This is a genomic window from Actinosynnema sp. CS-041913, from assembly GCF_050942485.1.
Taxonomy (GTDB): Bacteria; Actinomycetota; Actinomycetes; order Mycobacteriales; family Pseudonocardiaceae; genus Actinosynnema.
The window spans coordinates 7602596-7620085 of sequence record NZ_CP192037.1; the positions used below are offsets into that span (position 1 = coordinate 7602596).

The following is a 17490-nucleotide window of genomic DNA, read 5'->3' on the forward strand; positions in this document are numbered from 1 at the left end:
GGCTCACGGACGCACCGAGACCAGCACCTTCTGGTCCACCACGACGTCCAGCCGCTCGATCTGGTCGAGCCGGAACGACGTCGAACCGGGGATCCGCTCGTCCGCGCCGTGGTCGGTGCCCCACCAGCCGCCGACCTCGGTCTTCCCGGTCCGGTCGTGCACCAACAGCTTGCAGCGCTGACCAGGGGGGATGCTCTGGAGGCTCAGCCACAGCTCGGTGCCCCAGGACTTGGCCACCAGGTCGGCCTGCGCGGACACGCCGGTGCCGCCGTCGCTGGCCTGCCACCGCACCGGGGCGGCGTCCGGCCGGAAGGCCAGCACGGCGACCGCGACCACCACGGCCACCAGCACGCCGACGCCCGCCAGCACCGGCCACCGGCGCTTCGCGACCGGCTCCGGCTCGGGTTCGGGCGCCGGTTCCGGGGCCGGCAGCGGGAACAGGTCCGGGCCCGGCGCCGGATCCTCGAACGGCAGCTCCAGGTCCTCCAGCCGGACCTGGCTGAGCAGGCCGGGCAGCGGGGCCAGCCGGAGCATCTCGCGGCGGCAGATGGCGCAGCCGCGCAGGTGCCGCTCGAACGCCGACCGCTCGGCCGGGTCGAGCGAGCCGAGCAGGTACGCGCCGAGCGCGACCGTCTGGATGCAGCTCACGACTCGGTCACCCCGCGCTCCTCCAGGGCGTCGCGCAGGGCGCGCAAGGCGTAGAAGCACCGCGACTTGACCGTGCCGGGCGGGATGCCCAGGACGGCCGCCGCCTCGTTGACCGTGCGGCGGCGGTAGTACAGCTCGACCACCACCGCGCGGTGGTCCGGGCTGAGCGCGCGCAGCGCCTCGGCCACCTGCCAGCTCTGGAGCACGTGCTCCACCTCGTCGGCGACCGGCGGCAGGTCGGTCGGCTCGATGGGCACCTCGGAGTTGCGCCCGCCGCGCCGTCGGAATCCCGAGATGACCAGGTTCCGGGCCACCGTATAGAGCCAGGGGCCGGCGTCGGCAGGGGTCAGTTGGTCCACGTGCTTCCAGGCGCGCAGCAGCGTCTCCTGGACCACGTCCTCGGCCTGCTGGTGGTCACCGCCGACCAGGCGCAGGACGTAACCGTGCAGCGGACCACGCCAGCGGCCGTATAGCTGCCTGACCACGTCCTCGCCTCGGTCCACACCGGTTTACTACGCCACCGGACCCCTGTGCGTTCAACGCTCCGCGAAACCCGTCAGGCCGCCGCGGGCCTCGGACCAGCGCTCCACGACCGATTCCACCCGACCGGGTGTATCGCCGGAACGCAATGCCGCCAACAGCGAACGGCACGCCTCCTCGGTCCCTTCGGCGTTGACCTCCACCCGGCCGTCCCGGAGATTCGACGCGCTGCCGACCAAGCCCAGCTCAAGGGCCCTGGCCCGGGTCCACCACCGGAAGCCGACACCCTGCACGTGCCCACGCACCCAGGCCGTGAGACGCACGGTCCGCTCTACTCCAGCCACAACTACCATCCTGACATTTCACCCATTAGTGGTACGGTGCGCGACCGTGACTGCGCGGCGCGGTAACCGATCCGTGGTAGGCGGACTCGTCGGCCTGCTCCTGGGGGCCGCCGGCGCGACCGGTGTGGCCTTCGCCAGCCCCGGACAGCTCGGTCCCTTCGCCGCGCCCACCACAGCACAGCAGGCGCGGGGCGACAATTCGGGCGTCGGCGGGGTGGGCGGTGTCGGCTTACCCGCGACGACCACCGAGCCGACCCTGATCGCGCCGACGACGACCGAGCCGACGACCACCACGACCACGGCGGCGACGACCACCTCGACCGAGACCACGACGACCACCACCGAGCCGACCACCGCGCCTCCGACGACCACCACCACGACCGTTCCCCCGGTGTCCCAGCAGCAGCGCGTCGTGGACCTGGTGAACGAGGCGCGCGCCGCCGCCGGCTGCGGGGCGCTGAAGGTGGACGACCGGGTCGTGCGGGCCGCTCAGGGCCACAGCGACGACATGTCGGCCCGCGACTACTTCTCGCACGAGACGCCCGAGGGCGTCGACTTCGCCGCCCGGATGCGCGCGGCGGGCTACCCCGAGCCGGGCGGCGAGAACATCGCCAAGGGCCAGCGCACGCCCGAAGCGGTCATGAGGGCGTGGATGAACTCCGACGGGCACCGCCGCAACATCCTCAACTGCAGGTTCGCCGTGATCGGCGTGGGACTGGCCGCCGACGGCTGGTACTGGACCCAGAACTTCGGCTGGTAGCGAGCCATTCGCCGGCCGTCCACTCGGAGAGGGAGAACGCGTGACCGACGGGCTGTACGAGACCCCGGAACCCGACCGTCGACGTCCGCGCGTGTCGCCGAACGTCCTGCTCGCCGCGTCCGGCGTGCTGGTGGCGACGATCTTCGCGGCCATCGCGTCGATCGCGGGCGCCTCGGAGGACGCCGCGCCCGCCAAGCCGACCCCCCGCGAGGACGTCGTGTCGCGCAGCACGCTGACCACGGTGCCGAAGACGTCGGCGACGTCGGTCACCGCCACCACGACCGCCGAGACGACGACGTCCGACCAGGCGACGACCACCACCACCACGCCGTCCAGGCGCACCCGCGTGACGACCGTGACCCGCCCGGACGGCACCACCACGACCACGACGGTCGAGGACACGCCTCCCGTGCAGCCGCCCGCCACGACGACCCCGGCGCCGACCACCACCACCCCCGACCCTCCGGCCAGCAGCACCACGACACCTCCGGTCGTCACGTCATCGAGCACCACAACCTCGGGCTGAGCCAAACGAGGGCGTCGCGCAGGGGTGACGGTTCACCACACGAAGGTGTGGAGGACCGCTCCGGCGATGAGGAGCCCGCCGCCACCCGCCGATAACTCGGACACCTGACCATCCGACCAGGTCCTCCCAAGGGAGATGGTGTGTTCGAGGAAGATCAACAGGCGTCGCCGAAGCGGAAGGCCTCCTCGGTGGCGCTGCTGGCGGCCGGCGGCGCGGTCGTCGCCACCGTGATAGCCACCCTCGCATCCCTGCTGACGCAGAGCGGCGACGAGCCGGACGCGGGTCCACCCCGGCCGCAGGTCGACATCCACGCGACCACCGGCACCTCCGTGCAAGTGGCGGCGGACGGCCGCACGTCCACCGTGGTGATCACGGTCTCGACCGGCGCCACCAAGCCGGCGCAGGGGCCGGAGACCGCCGCCCCGAACCCGGAGGAGCCGAGGGCCCAGCCGCCCACGACGACGGAGCCCGCGCCGCAGCCGACGACGACGTCCCAGCCGCAGAGCAACCCGCCCACGTCGTTCGAGCCGTCGCCGGGCCCGTCGTCGTCCAGCTCCGCGACGAGCCCGAGCCCGACGCCGAGCACGGAGCCCTGAGAAACGGCGTGCGTCCCCGTGGGCCGGTCGTTAGGCTCCGGTCGGGTGAGCGACTTCACCGAGGTGCGGGTCGATCCGTCCAACTCCCGCCAGTTGGACGCCTGGGACGGCGACCAGGGCGCGCTCTGGGCGGACCGCGCCGAGCGCTTCGACGACGGCGTGGCCCGTTACCACCACCGGCTGCTCGACGTGGCGGCCGTCGAGCCGACGTCGCGGGTCCTGGACATCGGCTGCGGCACCGGGAAGACGACCCGGGACGCGGCCCGGCGCGGCGGTTCGGCGCTGGGCGTGGACCTGTCGTCGCGAATGATCGACCTGGCGCGCCGGCAGGCGGAGCGGGAACACGTGTCCAACGTGTCCTTCGAGCAGGCCGACGCGCAGGTCCACCCGTTCCCCGAGGCGGGTTTCGACCTCGCGGTCAGCCGGCACGGGTCGATGTTCTTCGGCGACCCGGTGGCCGCGTTCGCCAACATCACGCGGGCGCTGCGGCCCGGCGGCCGGCTCGTCCTGCTGACCTGGCAGCCGATGGCGCGCAACGAGTTCGTCACCGCGTTCCGCACGGCGCTGGCGGCCGGCCGCGACCTGCCCGCGCCGCCGCCGGACGCGCCGGGCCCGTTCTCGCTGAGCGACCCCGAGCGGGTGCGGCGGCTGCTGGCGTCGGCCGGGCTGGTCGACATCCGGCTCGACGGCCTGAGCGAGCCCATGTACTTCGGCCGTGACGTGGCGGACGCGTTCGCGTTCGTGTCCCGTCAGCACGGCGGCTCGGTGCAGGACCTGGACGCCGACACGAGGGCCCGCGCGCTCGCCGGCCTGCGGAGCAGCCTGGCGGCGCACGAGACCGACGAGGGCGTCTGGTACGACTCGGCGGCCTGGCTCATCGAGGCTCGGCGGCCCTGAGCCGAGCAGCGGACCCCGCAGGTCCGGCCGGCCGCGCACCGATACCGCCGGAGGTCTGCCGGCTACCAGACGTCCCCGTCACGCCAGTCGCACGCCAGCGGCCCGTCCAGGTCCAGCGAGGCCGTCACGGGCAGCACGAAGACGCCGCCGTCGTCGTCCTCGGTGCGTTCCGGCCCGCCCGGGGCCAGCACCGAGGACGGACCGCGCCACGGCCGCCACCCGCGAGCCGCGTAGAAGTCCAGCGCGTCCTCGGACGCGCTCAGCGCCCCGACCTCGTACGCGCCGCGCACCACGCCCTCCAACGCCGCCATGACGCTCGCGCCGTGCCCGCGCCCACGCCGGTCCGCCCGAACCGCCACGGCCTCGATGTACCCGGCGCGCAACGCCCGCCCGCCGTGCAGCAACCGGCGCTGCACCACCGAACCGTGGCCGATCAGCTCGTCGCCCTCCCACACCAGCGCGTGCACACCACCCAGCGCGTGCTCCCAGTCCTCGTCGGCGAAATCGCCGTCGAACGCGTCGTCGCACAACTTGCGCGCCGCCGCCAGCACCGCCGGGTCCACTCCGGACGTGTGCGCCGTAGTGATCATCGAGCCGCCAACCCCTTGTCCACCGATGACATCACGGTGCGCGAGGTCCCCGACCGCCCGGCCGGCCGTTTCACGCACGTGATGACAACGGTCACGTCGTCCACGGAGTGCCCGTGACGTGAATCACAGCAAAGCGCTGTCACGGACCTCGCCGCCGTCCCGCTCCACCAGTGACGAAAGGACGGGGACATGACGAAGCACAGGCACGCCGGCGGGGACCGGATCGTGGTCGTCGGCGCCGGCTATTCGGGACTCGCGGCGGCCAAACTGGCGGCGAAGTGGACCGACGCGCGGGTCACCCTGGTCAACGCCCGCGACGGGTTCGTGGAGCGGGTCCGGCTGCACCAGCTCGCCGCCGGGCAGACCTTGCCGGACCGGCCGCTCGCCGACCTGCTGCGCGGGACCGGCGTCGAACTCGTGGTGGACCGCGTCACCGCCATCGACCCGGAGACCCGCAAGATCGAACTCACCGCCGGCGCGCTCGCCTACGACCGGCTGATCTACGCGCTCGGCAGCCACGCGGACCTGGACTCGACGCCCGGCGTCCGCGACCACGCCCACAGCGTCGCCACCCGGGAGGACGCCGAGCGGCTGCGGGACGCGCTCGCGCACGCCCGCACGGTGGCGGTCGTCGGCGGCGGCCTCACCGGGATCGAGGCCGCCGCCGAGCTGGCCGAGAGCCACCCCCGGTTGACGGTCGTCCTGGTCACCGGAGGGGTCCTCGGCGCCGCGCTGTCCGCGAAGGCACGGCGCTACCTGCGCACGACGTTCGCCCGGCTGGGCGTGGCGATCCGCGAGGACGCCCACGTGACGTCCGTCGACGCGACCGGCGTGCGGCTGGCCGACGGGAGCCGGGTCGACGCCGACACGGTCGTGTGGACGGCGGGCTTCCGCGTCCCGGACCTGGCCCGCGAAGCCGGTTTCGCGGTCGACGGCAACGGCCGGGTGGTCGTGGACCAGACGCTGGCCTCGGTGTCGCACCCGGACGTGCTGGCCGTCGGCGACGCCGCCGCGATCCGCCGCCCGGACGGGCTGGAGCTGCGCATGGCGTGCGCGACGGGGACGCCCACCGCCCAGCGGGCCGTGCGCGCGCTGGCCGACCGGATGCGGGGCCTCGAACCCAAGCCGTTCCGGTTCTCCTACATCAACCAGTGCATCAGCCTCGGGCGCAGGCACGGCCTGATCCAGTTCGTGCGCGGCGACGACAGCCCCCGCGACGCGGTGCTCACCGGACGGCTCGCCGCACGCTACAAGGAGGCCGTGGTGCGCAGCACGATCCTGTTCGAGCGCCACCCCAGGCTGCCCGCGGGCTGAGCGCTCCCGGCGGCGTCACAGCTCGAAGCGGTACCCCATCCCCGGCTCCGTCACCAGGTGCCGGGGATGCGACGGCTCGGGCTCCAGCTTGCGCCGCAACTGGGCCAGGTACACCCGCAGGTAGTGGGTCTCCTTGGCGTACTGCGGGCCCCACACCTCCTGCAGGAGCTGCTTCTGCGCCACCAGCCGGCCCCGGTTGCGGGCCAGGATCTCCAGCAGGCCCCACTCGGTCGGCGTGAGGTGCACCTCCTCGCCCTCCCGGATCACCTTCTTCGCCGCCAGGTCCACCGTGAACGACGACGTCTCCACTACGGCGTCCTCGCCCTCCGCCACGGCCGACCGGCGGACCGCCGCGCGCAGCCGCGCCAGCAGTTCATCCATGCCGAACGGCTTGGTCACGTAGTCGTCCGCGCCCGCGTCCAGCGCCTCCACCTTGTCGGTCGAGTCGGTGCGCGCGGACAGCACGATGATCGGCACGGACGTCCAGCCGCGCAGCCCGGCGATCACCTCGGTGCCGTCCACGTCGGGCAGCCCGAGGTCGAGCACGACGACGTCCGGCTTGCCCTCGGCGGCGGCCTTGAGGGCGCTCGTGCCGTCGTGGGCGGTCAGCACCGAGTAGCCGCGTGCGGACAGGTTGATCCGCAGGGCGCGCACGATCTGCGGTTCGTCGTCGACCACGAGCACCTTCGTCACGGTGCGAGACTACGTCGCGGCTCGCCGGGCCCGCCCGACACGACTCGGTTTTCCGCCCTTTCTGATGCCACCTTGATGCCGGCTACCACGGCTTTTATGCCGATTTAGCGGGTGGTGGACCGCATCGGTGCGGAAACGGTGAGTACATATGGGTGCGAATGAATCCATTCGCTGGACATCCGTAGTGCGATAGTGCGAATGTCCTGTCCGAATTCGGACACTTGCTCACGGTCAGTGAGCCACGAGGAGGTCCTCGATGACCACCAGTGTGACCAACCAGGACGCGTTACAGCTCGTGGTCGCCGTGCACCGGCTGGTCCGCAGTCTGCGGCAGTCGGCGCCCGTAAGGCGGTTGCAGCCCACGCAGCTCCTCGTACTCGCCGAGCTGGCCACTCAGGGGCCTATGCGCATCGGTGAGATCGCGGTGCGCGCGTTGTGCTCGCAGCCGACGGCGACCACGGTGGTGACCGGGCTGGAAACCGGCGGCCTGGTGCGGAGGGAAGCGGATCCGGCGGACGGCCGGGCGACGATCGTGGAGCTGACCGGCGCGGGCCGGGACACGATCCTGTCGCTCGCGCACGGCGAGGCCGAACTGCTGTCCGAACGGCTGTCGCGACTGTCCGAAGAGGAACGCGACCACGTCCGCTCCGTCACGCCGCTGCTGCGCAGGCTCGCCGAGCCGAAATCACGCTGAACCCCCGACGCCTGCTCACCGCCGACGACGCCGGCCCGCCCGCCGACGACTTCGGCGCTACCCTGCCGACTCCGGCTCACCGCCGACGACTTCCGCACACGCGTCGGCGGGGGCGGGGTTCGCGCGATTCACCGCAGGACGCGCGGCCTCGGCTGGCAGCGCGGGCACGAGTAGGACGAGCGGTTCATGAAGGGTTCGCGCACGATTGCGGCCCCGCACCTCGCGCACGGCCGGTCCTCCTGCCCGTAAACGTTCAGCGAACGGTCGAAGTAGCCGGATTCGCCGTTCACGTTGACGTAGAGCGCGTCGAACGACGTGCCGCCCTCACCCAGCGCCTCGCGCATCACCTGCGTCGCGTGCGCGAGCACCTCGGCCGCTTTGGCCCGGGTGAGTCTCGCGGTCGGGCGCAGGCTGTGCAGGCGGCTGCGCCACAGCGCCTCGTCGGCGTAGATGTTGCCCACGCCGGACACCAGCGTCTGGTCCAGCAGCGCCCGCTTCACGTCGGTGCGCCGCCGCCGCATCGCCGCGACCGCCGCGTCCGGGTCGAACGCCGGGTCCATCGGATCCCGCGCGATGTGCGCGACCGGCTGCGGCAGCGGGGTGCCGTCCACCTCCACGATCTCGGCGAGCGCCAGGCCGCCGAACGTGCGCTGGTCCACGAACCGCAGTTCAGGGCCCCCGTCGGCGAACCGCACCCGGACCCGCAGGTGCTTCTCGTCGGGCGCGCCCGCCGGTTGCACCAGCAGTTGGCCGCTCATCCCGAGGTGCGCGAGCAGCGCGTCCCCGTCGGACAGGTCCACCCACAGGTACTTGCCGCGCCGCCGCGCCTCGACCATCGTCCGACCGGCCAACCGGGACGCGAAATCCGCCGCACCGGGCAGGTGGCGGCGGATCGCGCGGGCGTGCAGGACCTCGACCGCGGCGACGGTCCGGCCGGCGACGTGCTCGTGCAGACCTCGGCGGACGACCTCTACCTCAGGCAGCTCGGGCACGTGACGCGGTCAGTCCTCGGTCTCGGTCGCCTCGGCGGCCTCCAGCTCCTCCAGGAGCTCGTACGCGGCGGCCTGCGGCTTGGTGGGCTTCAGCATCCAGCCACCGGCCTGCGTGGTGTCGCGGACCAGGACGAGGCCCTGGATACCGCCGCTGCGGGAGGCGTTCAACGGTCGGGAGTGGCGGTGGTCGCGCACGCGCCGGTTGGTCCGGACGTTCGTGGCATACATCGGCGTCAGTCTTCCTCGGTGGGTGAGGTTTGCGGTGGAGCCTGGTTGGCGGCGTGGCCGTTCGGGGACGCGGCGGCTTCCTGCTCGACGCGGATCCGTTCGGACAACACGCGGTAGGCGGCCTCGGCCGCCTTCTGCTCGGCTTCCTTCTTCGTGCTTCCATCGCCGGTGCCGTGGGACTGGCCACCGACGAGCACCGTGGCGGTGAACTCCTTGCGGTGGTCCGGGCCCTGGTCGTCCACCCGGTACTCGGGCACGCCCAGCCCCGCCGATGCGGTGAGCTCCTGCAAACTGGTCTTCCAGTCCAACCCCGCGCCGCGCAACGGCGCCTCCGCCAACAGCGGATCGAAGAGGTGGTGGACGAGTTGACGCGCGGTCTCGATGCCGAACTGCAAATAAGCCGCGCCGATGACGGCCTCCAGGCCGTCCGCGAGGATGCTCGCCTTGTCCCTGCCGCCGGTCAGCTCCTCGCCGCGACCGAGCAGCAGATGCCCTCCCAGACCGTCGTCGCCGAGACCCCTGGCCACACCCGCCAGCGCGTGCATGTTCACCACACTGGCACGGAGCTTCGCTAGCTGCCCCTCGGGCAGATCCGGGTGGGTGCGGTACAGGTGATCGGTGACGACGAGCCCGAGCACCGCGTCGCCGAGGAACTCCAGCCGTTCGTTCGGCGGGAGCCCACCGTTCTCGTAGGCGTACGACCGGTGTGTCAGAGCAAGCGTCAGCAGCTCGGCGTCCAGAGGGACGCCGAGCGCTTCGAGCAACGGGGCGCGGTCGGCGGACCGACCGCGCGACGACCTACCCCCCACGTTTACCGCTACCTTCGCCTTCGGAGGAATCAGGCCGGCTGGACGACCTGGCGGCCGTCGTACTGGCCACAAGCCGGGCAGGCGACGTGCTGCGGCTTCGGCTGGCGGCAGGCCCTGTTCGAGCAGGCCACCAGGTGCACGGCAGCGGTCTTCCACTGAGCGCGGCGCGAGCGCGTGTTCGAGCGCGACATCTTCCGCTTCGGGACGGCCACGACTAGTTCTCCTCTGGATTGTCACGATTCCCGTCGAACCGCTCCTGGAGGGCGGCCCAACGGGGGTCAATCGTCTCATGCCCGTGGTCGGGCCCGAGCTCAGCCAGCTTGCCACCGCAGTCGACGCACAGCCCGAGGCAGTCCGGCGAGCACAGCGGCACCTGCGGCAGGGCGAGCACGATGGCGTCCCGCACCACAGGTTCGAGGTCGATCAGATCGTGTTGCAGCCGACTGACCTCGTCCTCCTCGGTGGTCTCGTCGGTGGTGCTGTCGGGATACGCGTACAGCTCCGTCAGCTCCACCTCGACCTCGGCGGACAGCGGCTCCAGGCAGCGCGAGCACTCCCCTTCGACCGCCGTCCCGGCCGTGCCGGTCACCAGCACGCCCTCGACCACCGACTCCAGCAGCAGATCGAGTTCGACGTGCCCACCCGGCGGCACCGCGATCACCCCGAGCAGACCGACCCCTTCGGCCGGCACCGTCCGCTTCAGGGCGCGGCTGGAGCCCGCGCGACGCCCGAGGTCCCTGGTGTCGATGACCCAGGGCCCGGTCGCTGTGGGACGCGTGGACGCGTGACGGTGCTCAGACATGATGTTTGGTGTTTGCCGACGGGTGACTTACCACGGCCAGCCGGTCAAGGGTACGGGACAATCGCCGCTGACGTGAAATCGGCAGGTCGACGACGTCCGGTCGGGCGTTCCAGGGGTCCGGGGCAGGTCGGTCGGCGGGTCGGCCCCGGGCGTTCCAGGGGTTCTGGAGCAGGTCGGTCGACGGTCCGGATCGAACGTTCGGGGCCGCGGGCGTCGCGAGGATCAAGAGCGCACGTTCGGCTCGTGGTAGTCGAACGGGGCCGCGGCGGCGGCCACCGCCGGCCCGCGCAGGTGCGAGCGCCCCTTGCCGACGGAGCGCAGCGTGTGGGCGAGCAGGTCCTCGAAGTCGGCCAGCTTGCCGTCCACGTAGGCGTCGCACTCGCTGCGCAGCCGGATCGCCTCCGACTGGGCGGCGTCCAGCACGCGGGAGGACTCGGCGTGCGCGGCCCGGACCACCTCGGTCTGGTCGACCAGCCGGGCCTGCTCGGCACGGCCCTCCTCGATCGCCCGCTCGTAGTTGGCGCGACCGGCCTGCACCATGCGGTCGGCCTCGGAGTGGGCGCGGCCCACCAGGTCCTCGTACTCCTGGCGCCCCGCCGAGATCGTCCGCTCGGCCTGGTCCTCGGCCTCGGCGACCATGCGCTCGGCGCGGGCACGGGCCTCGGACAGCATCCGCTCGGCCTCGTGCTGCGCCTCGGCGACGATCCGCTCGGCGTCGGCACGGGCCTTGCTGGTGGTGGCCTCCAGCTCGTGCTGGGCCTTGCCGACCAGCTCGTCGCGGTGGTCGAGCACGTCCTGGGCGTCGTCCAGCTCCGCCGGGATGGCGTCGCGCACGTCGTCCAGCAGTTCGAGCACATCACCGCGCGGCACGACGCACCCGGAGGTCATCGGCACGCCACGCGCTTCCTCGACGATCGTGACCAGCTCGTCGAGGGCCTCGAACACCCGGTACACGGCACACTCCCCACACCCACACAGCGGTACCCGTCCTAGTGTGCCCTGCCGATCACCCCGGCGTGGGTAGATCGGCAGGGCGTGTCCCGCGCCTCAGCGGCCGATGTCGACCAGCACGAAGCTCGCGTAGTGGTCGGCGGTGTAGAAGTAGAGCTTCGGAGAGGCGTTGCCGGTCACGATGCGCCGGGCGCCGCGCGTGGAGCTGCCGGGGGTCTTGACGGTGTACTCCTTGTAGTACCCGGTCGCACAAGCCGGGAGGATGCGCTCCCGGTTCTGGAAGGTCTGGTTGTCCTGCCGGTACGGGTAGGGCCCGCCGCGCTGGATGAGGCGGACGGTGTCGGTGGCCTGGGCAGGCAGGCTGGACAGGGCGACCTCGCGGAACGCGGAGGTGTCGCCGCAGGCCGCTTGGAGGGTGGTGACCTCGGCCGTCGCCGCCGGGGTGGCCAGGCCGAAGGAGCCGACGAGAACCAGCAGCAGGGAGAGCAGCGCCTTGGCGCCACGTGACGTGATCTCGCTCATGCGAGCGAACGCTAATCACGTCGAGTGAGCACGCCACCACGGCGGGGTTAACCCGCCGTGACCGGTCAGCGGCGTTCCGCGAGGCGTTGCGTCAGGCGGGCCATGATCGACGGCGTGAGCAGCGTGGACACGTCGCCGCCGTAGGTCGCGACGTCCTTGACCAGCGAGCTGGCCAGGAAGCTGTAGATCGGGTTGGTCGGCATGAACAGCGTCTCGACCCCGGTGAGCTGGTGGTTCATCTGCGCCATCTGCAGCTCGTAGTCGTAGTCGCTGACCGCGCGGAGACCCTTCACGATCGCCTGGATGTCGTTCTCGCGGCAGTAGTCGACCAGCAGGCCGTGCCACGAGTCGACCCTGACGTTCGGCCACTGCGCGGTCACCTCGCGGAGCATCTCCGTGCGCTCCTCCACCGAGAACAAGGTCTTCTTGTTCTTGTTGATGAGCACGGCGACGACGACCTCGTCGAAGAGCTTCGCCGCTCTCCCGATGATGTCCAGGTGTCCGTTGGTGGCCGGGTCGTAGGAGCCGGGGCACACGGCACGCGTCATGGTTTCGGACGGTAGCACCCGATCGGACGCGTCCAGCCTGGTCCGTGGTCGGCATCACCCGTGGGTGACGCGGTGTTCCGCCCAGTACAGGGCCGTGTCGCCGTAACGCTTGGTGCGCAACGATTCCAGCGGACGAGGCCAGATCGGTTCAGCACTGCGCGCGGCGCGCTCCACGATGACCAGCGAGTCGCCCCCGGTCCAGCCCTGGTCGACCAGGGCGTGCAGGACACGCCCGAGTTCTTCGTCGGTCACCGCGTACGGGGGATCGGCGAAGACCACGTCACAGGGCTCGTCGGCGGGCGCGCCGACAACGGCTTCGGCGGTGCGGTTGACCACCGTCGCCCCGGGCAGCCCGAGCGCCTTGGCGTTGGCCTTCAACACTTCGGCAGCCCGCTTGTCGGACTCCACGAAGGTGGCGTGCGCCGCACCTCGTGAGAGCGCTTCCAAGCCGAGCGCCCCCGAGCCCGCGTAGAGGTCGAGGACACGCGCCCCGTCGAGATCGACCAGCGCCTCGAGAGAGCTGAACAACGCCTCCCGCACCCGGTCGGACGTGGGACGGGTGCCACGGGGAGGCACTTGCAGACGACGGCCCCCGGCAACACCCGCGACGATCCTGGTCACCCGCCTATCGTCGCAGGCGCCCACGACCTGCCGGACGAACGCCCACGCGGTCCGGCCGACACAACCCCGCCGGAGGCATCCGGCCCGGCCCACCTCGCCGAGCCCGACCGGTCCCGGCCAGCCGACCGGTTTCGGCCGGCCCGGCCAAGCCCGCGTGGCCACGCAATGCCCCGCCTCGCCCCGTCAGGCGGTACCCGACCGGCAGACGAGTCGGCGTCTCGTCGCGCCCGGAGGAGATGGCGTCCTCGGACAAGATCAGCGGCCCAGGGCCGCGCCGCCGTTGACCGCGATCACCTGGCCGGTGATGTGGCCCGCTTCCGGCGAGGTCAGGAAGGCCACGGTCGCCGCGACGTCCGCCGGCGTGCCAGGGCGGCCGTTGGCCGTCTGGGCGATCAAGGTCTGACGGCGTCGATCCGTCATGCGGTCGCCGAAGAACTCGGTGTCCTCGACGTAGCCGGGTGACACCACGTTGGCCGTGATACCCCGGCCACCCAGGCTGAAGGCCAGCTCGGCGGTCCACGCTTCCACCGCCGCCTTGGCCGCCCCGTAACTGCCGCCGCCCCGTCGGCCGGCGATGGAGCCGATCGTCACGATCCTCGCCTGGTCCGTGAAGCGCGGCTCCAGCGCCGTGGTCACCAGGACGGCGGTGATGACGTTCGACTCGTAGTTCGCCAACCATTGCGACCGGACGTCGTCGCCGCCCACCGCCCCTCCGGCGTTGTTCACCAGAACGTCCACAGTGGACGGAAGCTCGGCCAGCGCAGCCTCCACCGCCTCGGGTGACGCCGCGTCGAAGACCACGGGCCGGGCGCCGATCTCCCGCGCCGTGGCCGCCAGCACGTCAGCCCGCCGGCCGGTGATCACGACGTCGAGACCGCGTTTCACCAACTCCTCGGCGATCGCCCGGCCGATGCCAGTGCCTGCCACCACCCGTCTACCGCCGGAGGATCGTCCACGTCGATCCTCTCGCCCGGACGCGGGACGGCGAGCGGGATCTCCCAGGCCTTCGCCTCCCGCCACACCCGGTCCACCGGCTCGGCCCAGTCGTGGAACGCCAGGTTGAACGTCGCCCAGTGCACCGGGATCAGCAGGCCGCCCTGCACATCGCGGTGCGCCGCAACGCCTTCCTCCGGCGTCATGTGGATGTCCGGCCACCCCGGCCCGTACGCCCCGATCTGGATCAGCGACGCGTCGAAGGGCCCGTACTCCTCGCCGATCCGCTTGTACCCGTCGAAGTACCCCGTGTCCCCGCTGTAGTACACGCGGTGCCGCGGGCCGACGATCGCCCAGGACGCCCACAGCGTGTTGTCCCGCTGGAACCCGCGCCCGGAGAAGTGCTGCGCGGGTGACGCGACCAGGCGCACGCCGGCCACCTCGTGCGACTCGTCCCAGTCGAGTTCCACGATCCGCTCCTCGGGCACCTTCCACCGCCGCAGGTGCGCCCCGATGCCCAAGGGCACCACGAAGACCGCGTCGCCGCTCCGCGTCAACGCCCGCACGGTCGGCAGGTCCAGGTGGTCGTAGTGGTCGTGCGAGATGACCACCGCGTCCACGTGGCCCACCTCACTCAACTCGTGCGGCACCGGGTGCAGCCGTCTCGGACCCACCAGGTGGGACGGCGAGCACCGGTCGCTCCACACCGGATCGAGCAGGACGCGCGCGCCGTCGATCTCGACCAATGCGGACGCGTGGCCGTACCACGTGATGTGCAAACCCTCGGCCGAACCACCGGGCACGGGCCGCACCAACGGCACCTCGCCCACCGGATGCCGTTGCCGGCCACCGAAGAACAGCTCCCGCGCGGTCTCGCCCGTACCGCCCGGAGGCAGGGTGCGGGTACGAGCGGCATTGTGGAACCTGCCGTCGCGGAACTGCGGGGAACGCCGCACCCGTTCCCCGCCGGGGGTGCCGCCCAGCGCGGCGGGCAGGTCGCGCAACGCCCACGCGACCGCCCCCGCCGCCAAGCCGAGCAGCGCTGCGGTGACCTTCTTCATGGTTCCTCCAACGGCCGGTTCGCGCCTCGGGTTCCCGCGCACGCGGAGATCAACCGGACGAGTGAAGTCGGCAGGAGAAGACAACCGATGCACGAGAGCCGCGATTTCCTGAAGTGACCTTGAGAAAGGGGTTCGCCGGACCATGAACCGCTCCCCAGAAGTTGGACTGGGAATCCAGTTCCGACTTCCGGGGAGCGGTTTGGTGCATCCACGAAGTTCGTTGTCCGAGGGGCAGCGGGAGTCCGCTGTGGCGTTGTTCGAGGCCGGGTATGGTCCGAAGGCTGTGGCAACCCGGTTGGGTGTGTCCAGGGCCGCGGTGCGACGCTTGCATGATCGTTGGAGGTTGAGAGGCGCGGGAGCGCTGATGAACAATCCGGGCAAGCGGTCGTTCACGTTCGAGTTCAAGCTCGGGGTCGTGCGCCGGTTCGTGGCGGGTGAGGCGACCGCGGCCGAGCTGGCGCGCGAGCACGACCTGTCCTCGTCCAAGCTGGTCGAGAACTGGGTGCGGGCGTATCGGCGCGAGGGAGAGGAAGCGTTGCGCCCCAGGCGGAAAGGCCGGCCCGCGGCGCCACCGGCTTCGGAACCGGATGAGCTGGAACGGTTGCGGGCCGAGAACCTGCGGTTGTCCGCGAAGGTGGCCTACCTGGAAAAATTGCGGGCCTTGAGGGAGCAGGGGCGAGGGTGAAAACCCAGGTCATCGCCGCCCTCAAGGCCGACTACCCGCTGCCGGTGCTGCTGGCGGTCGCCGGCCTGGCCCGGTCGACGTTCTTCCATCACCAGGCCCGGCTCACGCGACCTGATCCGCAGGCCGGGCTCAAGACCGCGATCATCGAGGCGTTCGAGGCCGCCCGTGGCCGCTACGGGCATCGGCGGATCCACATCATGCTGATCCGTCAAGGCCGGCAGGTGGCCAAGAAGACCGTGCTCAAGCTGATGAACATCCTCGGCCTGGTCTGCGAGGTCCGGCGGCCACGCCGGTATCGGTCCTGGCTCGGGCAGACCGGCACGACCGCCGAGAACACGCTGAACCGCCAGTTCACCGCATCGGCGCCGGACACGAAGTGGGTCACCGACGTCACCGAGTTCCGCATCGGTGACCGCAAGCTCTACCTGTCCCCGATCATCGACCTGTTCGACCGATCCGTGATCGCTTAGAGGTCCTAACAGAATCGCTGGACGTGTCGGTAGCAGATGATGCAGGTGGCGAGGCCGAGGAAGGCTTCGTGGATGTCGTCGCGGCGTTCCCAGCGGATGCGCAGGCGCTTCATGCCGTGGTACCAGGCGATCGTGCGCTCCACGACCCAACGGATCGCGCCCAGGCCGGAGCCGTGCGGTTCGCCGCGACGGGCGATCCGAGGGGTGATTCCCCTGGCGCGCAGGCGTCGGCGGTACTTGTCGTGGTCGTAGCCGCGGTCGGCGTAGACCGTCTTCGGACGCCGGCGGGGTCGACCCCGCCGACCGCGCACGTTCGGCACCGCGTCCAGCAGCGGCTCCAGGCCGACGACGTCGTTGCGGTTGCCGCCGGTCAGCAGGACCGCGAGCGGGATGCCGCCGCCCTCGGTCAGGACGTGGTGCTTGGAGCCCGGCCGGGCGCGGTCGACCGGGCTCGGCCCGCTTTTGGGCCGCGTCGCGCAGCCCGGATGTGCGAGGTGTCGATTACCGCGCGGTCCCAGTCCAGCCTGCCCGCCGAATGCAGCTCGGCGAGCAGCAACTCGTGCAGCCGGGACCAGACGCCGGCCTCGTTCCAATCACGCAGCCGCCGCCAACAGGTCATCCCGGAGCCGAAGCCCAGCTCCTGCGGCAGGAACTCCCACTGGATGCCGGTATGCAGCACGAACAGGATGCCCTGCAGACACAGCCGGTCCGGCACCCGCTTGCGGCCCGGGTTGTGGGTCCTGCGCGGCACCACCGGCAACAACGGCTCGATCCGCTCCCACAGATCGTCGGAGACGATCCATGGCGGCGACTCACCCCTCCTCACAACCGAACATGATCCAGATCGGGCAGGCCCGACGCCACCACGTTGATCATTTTGTTAGGACCTCTTACTCCTGTGGCCCGTCGCCAACGCTGGAGCTGACCAACTCTTCACTCCGCGAGGCGATCGCCACCCTGCCCGCCGGCACCTCGCCGCTGGTGCACTCCGACCAAGGGTTCCAGTACCAGCACGCCTCCTGGCGGAAACTGCTTGACGACGCGGGCCTGACCCAGTCGATGTCACGGCGGGCCAACTGCCTGGACAACTCCATAGCCGAGAACTTCTTCGGCCACCTCAAGGAAGAACTGTTCCACCACACCAAGTTCGACACCGTCACCGAGTTCACCACGGCGCTGGACGAGTACATCGACTGGTACAACACCACCCGCATCTCGACCACGCTCAAGGGCCTGAGCCCGGTCGAGTACCGAGCCCAGGCCCTCACGGCCTAACCTTCAGTTAGCCAGTCCAACTTCCGGGGACCAGTTCAACCACCGACGAAC

26 protein-coding genes are annotated in these 17490 nt (G+C 71.2%); 9 read left to right on the top strand and 17 right to left on the bottom strand.

What is annotated here, in order from left to right; translation table 11 throughout:
* Window positions 1-3 precede the first annotated feature (3 nt).
* The 3 genes from ACQPZF_RS34170 to ACQPZF_RS34180 are packed head-to-tail and all read right to left on the bottom strand — an operon-like array spanning window position 4 to window position 1481.
* Window positions 4-648 (bottom strand): anti-sigma factor family protein, encoded by a 645-nt coding sequence (locus ACQPZF_RS34170; protein ID WP_433264127.1) that lies wholly within the window; start codon window positions 646-648, stop codon window positions 4-6.
* A complete protein-coding gene (locus ACQPZF_RS34175; protein WP_433264129.1) occupies window positions 645-1151 on the bottom strand; it encodes a sigma-70 family RNA polymerase sigma factor in 507 nt (168 codons plus the stop codon). The genes ACQPZF_RS34170 and ACQPZF_RS34175 overlap by 4 nt, the downstream gene beginning before the upstream one ends.
* A 33-nt stretch (window positions 1152-1184) precedes the next feature.
* A complete protein-coding gene (locus ACQPZF_RS34180; RefSeq protein ID WP_433264131.1) occupies window positions 1185-1481 on the bottom strand; it encodes an acylphosphatase in 297 nt (98 codons plus the stop codon).
* A 64-nt stretch (window positions 1482-1545) separates the two neighbouring features.
* Here ACQPZF_RS34180 and ACQPZF_RS34185 point away from each other — a divergent pair, with 64 nt between their 5' ends.
* The 4 genes from ACQPZF_RS34185 to ACQPZF_RS34200 all read left to right on the top strand — a co-directional run bounded on the left by ACQPZF_RS34185 (window position 1546) and on the right by ACQPZF_RS34200 (window position 4251).
* Window positions 1546-2232 (top strand): CAP domain-containing protein, encoded by a 687-nt coding sequence (locus ACQPZF_RS34185; protein WP_433264133.1) that lies wholly within the window; start codon window positions 1546-1548, stop codon window positions 2230-2232.
* Window positions 2233-2272: 40 nt separating this feature from the next.
* Window positions 2273-2758, top strand: a complete 486-nt coding sequence (locus ACQPZF_RS34190) for a hypothetical protein (protein WP_433264134.1) — start codon at window positions 2273-2275, stop codon at window positions 2756-2758.
* A gap of 140 nt (window positions 2759-2898) precedes the next feature.
* Window positions 2899-3354, top strand: a complete 456-nt coding sequence (locus ACQPZF_RS34195; protein ID WP_433264136.1) for a hypothetical protein — start codon at window positions 2899-2901, stop codon at window positions 3352-3354.
* 45 nt (window positions 3355-3399) lie between these two features.
* A complete protein-coding gene (locus ACQPZF_RS34200) occupies window positions 3400-4251 on the top strand; it encodes a class I SAM-dependent methyltransferase (RefSeq protein WP_433264138.1) in 852 nt (283 codons plus the stop codon).
* Between the two features lie 62 nt (window positions 4252-4313).
* On the opposite strand, the gene ACQPZF_RS34205 is transcribed toward ACQPZF_RS34200, so the two are convergent.
* Window positions 4314-4841 (bottom strand): GNAT family N-acetyltransferase, encoded by a 528-nt coding sequence (locus tag ACQPZF_RS34205; RefSeq protein ID WP_433264140.1) that lies wholly within the window; start codon window positions 4839-4841, stop codon window positions 4314-4316.
* A 189-nt stretch (window positions 4842-5030) separates the two neighbouring features.
* On the opposite strand from ACQPZF_RS34205, the gene ACQPZF_RS34210 reads away from it, so the two are divergent.
* A complete protein-coding gene (locus ACQPZF_RS34210) occupies window positions 5031-6155 on the top strand; it encodes an NAD(P)/FAD-dependent oxidoreductase (RefSeq protein ID WP_433264142.1) in 1125 nt (374 codons plus the stop codon).
* Window positions 6156-6170: 15 nt separating this feature from the next.
* On the opposite strand, the gene ACQPZF_RS34215 is transcribed toward ACQPZF_RS34210, so the two are convergent.
* Window positions 6171-6848: a response regulator gene (locus tag ACQPZF_RS34215; protein ID WP_433264144.1), complete on the bottom strand. Its 678-nt coding sequence runs from the start codon at window positions 6846-6848 to the stop codon at window positions 6171-6173.
* Window positions 6849-7104: 256 nt separating this feature from the next.
* On the opposite strand from ACQPZF_RS34215, the gene ACQPZF_RS34220 reads away from it, so the two are divergent.
* Window positions 7105-7542 (top strand): MarR family winged helix-turn-helix transcriptional regulator, encoded by a 438-nt coding sequence (locus tag ACQPZF_RS34220; RefSeq protein ID WP_433264146.1) that lies wholly within the window; start codon window positions 7105-7107, stop codon window positions 7540-7542.
* Window positions 7543-7670: 128 nt separating this feature from the next.
* On the opposite strand, the gene mutM is transcribed toward ACQPZF_RS34220, so the two are convergent.
* From mutM to ACQPZF_RS34275, 11 genes are all read right to left on the bottom strand, one after another.
* Entirely contained in the window at window positions 7671-8534 is an 864-nt protein-coding gene (gene mutM / locus ACQPZF_RS34225) for a bifunctional DNA-formamidopyrimidine glycosylase/DNA-(apurinic or apyrimidinic site) lyase (RefSeq protein WP_433264148.1), read from the bottom strand.
* Between the two features lie 9 nt (window positions 8535-8543).
* Entirely contained in the window at window positions 8544-8762 is a 219-nt protein-coding gene (locus ACQPZF_RS34230) for a hypothetical protein (protein WP_433264150.1), read from the bottom strand.
* Between the two features lie 5 nt (window positions 8763-8767).
* The gene (gene rnc / locus ACQPZF_RS34235) at window positions 8768-9571 is read right to left on the bottom strand and encodes a ribonuclease III (RefSeq protein WP_433264152.1); all 804 of its coding nucleotides are present in this window, start codon (window positions 9569-9571) and stop codon (window positions 8768-8770) included.
* 29 nt (window positions 9572-9600) lie between these two features.
* Window positions 9601-9783 carry a 50S ribosomal protein L32 gene (gene rpmF, locus ACQPZF_RS34240; RefSeq protein ID WP_015104500.1) on the bottom strand — a complete coding sequence of 61 codons (183 nt, stop codon included), beginning with the start codon at window positions 9781-9783 and terminating at the stop codon, window positions 9601-9603.
* 2 nt (window positions 9784-9785) lie between these two features.
* A complete protein-coding gene (locus ACQPZF_RS34245) occupies window positions 9786-10373 on the bottom strand; it encodes a YceD family protein (RefSeq protein ID WP_433264154.1) in 588 nt (195 codons plus the stop codon).
* 222 nt (window positions 10374-10595) lie between these two features.
* On the bottom strand, window positions 10596-11327 hold the full coding sequence (locus tag ACQPZF_RS34250) for a DivIVA domain-containing protein (protein ID WP_433264156.1): 732 nt from the start codon (window positions 11325-11327) through the stop codon (window positions 10596-10598).
* 93 nt (window positions 11328-11420) lie between these two features.
* Window positions 11421-11846, bottom strand: coding sequence for a ribonuclease domain-containing protein (locus tag ACQPZF_RS34255; protein ID WP_433264158.1), 426 nt, complete (start codon window positions 11844-11846; stop codon window positions 11421-11423).
* Window positions 11847-11911: 65 nt separating this feature from the next.
* Entirely contained in the window at window positions 11912-12394 is a 483-nt protein-coding gene (gene coaD / locus ACQPZF_RS34260) for a pantetheine-phosphate adenylyltransferase (protein ID WP_433264160.1), read from the bottom strand.
* Window positions 12395-12448: 54 nt separating this feature from the next.
* A complete protein-coding gene (rsmD, locus tag ACQPZF_RS34265; protein WP_433264162.1) occupies window positions 12449-13015 on the bottom strand; it encodes a 16S rRNA (guanine(966)-N(2))-methyltransferase RsmD in 567 nt (188 codons plus the stop codon).
* Window positions 13016-13270: 255 nt separating this feature from the next.
* On the bottom strand, window positions 13271-13945 hold the full coding sequence (locus tag ACQPZF_RS34270) for an SDR family NAD(P)-dependent oxidoreductase (RefSeq protein ID WP_433264164.1): 675 nt from the start codon (window positions 13943-13945) through the stop codon (window positions 13271-13273).
* A complete protein-coding gene (locus tag ACQPZF_RS34275; protein ID WP_433264167.1) occupies window positions 13897-15009 on the bottom strand; it encodes an MBL fold metallo-hydrolase in 1113 nt (370 codons plus the stop codon). Before ACQPZF_RS34275 ends, ACQPZF_RS34270 begins: the two co-directional genes overlap by 49 nt.
* A gap of 142 nt (window positions 15010-15151) precedes the next feature.
* On the opposite strand from ACQPZF_RS34275, the gene ACQPZF_RS34280 reads away from it, so the two are divergent.
* Both ACQPZF_RS34280 and ACQPZF_RS34285 read left to right on the top strand, forming a co-directional pair.
* Window positions 15152-15694 carry a helix-turn-helix domain-containing protein gene (locus tag ACQPZF_RS34280; RefSeq protein WP_433264169.1) on the top strand — a complete coding sequence of 181 codons (543 nt, stop codon included), beginning with the start codon at window positions 15152-15154 and terminating at the stop codon, window positions 15692-15694.
* Window positions 15691-16164 carry an IS3 family transposase gene (locus tag ACQPZF_RS34285; RefSeq protein WP_433264171.1) on the top strand — a complete coding sequence of 158 codons (474 nt, stop codon included), beginning with the start codon at window positions 15691-15693 and terminating at the stop codon, window positions 16162-16164. The genes ACQPZF_RS34280 and ACQPZF_RS34285 overlap by 4 nt, the downstream gene beginning before the upstream one ends.
* A gap of 5 nt (window positions 16165-16169) precedes the next feature.
* Here ACQPZF_RS34285 and ACQPZF_RS34290 read toward each other — a convergent pair.
* A protein-coding gene (locus ACQPZF_RS34290; RefSeq protein WP_433274840.1) for an IS5 family transposase occupies window positions 16170-16963 on the bottom strand; the annotation gives its coding sequence in 2 pieces (ribosomal slippage) (window positions 16170-16630 and window positions 16630-16963; 795 coding nt in all).
* A gap of 35 nt (window positions 16964-16998) precedes the next feature.
* On the opposite strand from ACQPZF_RS34290, the gene ACQPZF_RS34295 reads away from it, so the two are divergent.
* On the top strand, window positions 16999-17439 hold the full coding sequence (locus ACQPZF_RS34295; RefSeq protein ID WP_433264173.1) for a transposase: 441 nt from the start codon (window positions 16999-17001) through the stop codon (window positions 17437-17439).
* The last annotated feature ends 51 nt before the right edge of the window (window positions 17440-17490 follow it).

Coding starts and splice junctions, on each gene's coding strand:
- ACQPZF_RS34180 (WP_433264131.1), bottom strand. CDS start 1,481: ATGGTAGTTGTGGCTGGAGTAGAGCGGACCGTGCGTCTCACGGCCTGG.
- ACQPZF_RS34205 (WP_433264140.1), bottom strand. CDS start 4,841: ATGATCACTACGGCGCACACGTCCGGAGTGGACCCGGCGGTGCTGGCG.
- ACQPZF_RS34210 (WP_433264142.1), top strand. CDS start 5,031: ATGACGAAGCACAGGCACGCCGGCGGGGACCGGATCGTGGTCGTCGGC.
- ACQPZF_RS34220 (WP_433264146.1), top strand. CDS start 7,105: ATGACCACCAGTGTGACCAACCAGGACGCGTTACAGCTCGTGGTCGCC.
- ACQPZF_RS34230 (WP_433264150.1), bottom strand. CDS start 8,762: ATGTATGCCACGAACGTCCGGACCAACCGGCGCGTGCGCGACCACCGC.
- ACQPZF_RS34245 (WP_433264154.1), bottom strand. CDS start 10,373: ATGTCTGAGCACCGTCACGCGTCCACGCGTCCCACAGCGACCGGGCCC.
- ACQPZF_RS34255 (WP_433264158.1), bottom strand. CDS start 11,846: ATGAGCGAGATCACGTCACGTGGCGCCAAGGCGCTGCTCTCCCTGCTG.
- coaD (WP_433264160.1), bottom strand. CDS start 12,394: ATGACGCGTGCCGTGTGCCCCGGCTCCTACGACCCGGCCACCAACGGA.
- ACQPZF_RS34275 (WP_433264167.1), bottom strand. CDS start 15,009: ATGAAGAAGGTCACCGCAGCGCTGCTCGGCTTGGCGGCGGGGGCGGTC.
- ACQPZF_RS34280 (WP_433264169.1), top strand. CDS start 15,152: ATGAACCGCTCCCCAGAAGTTGGACTGGGAATCCAGTTCCGACTTCCG.
- ACQPZF_RS34295 (WP_433264173.1), top strand. CDS start 16,999: ATGATCCAGATCGGGCAGGCCCGACGCCACCACGTTGATCATTTTGTT.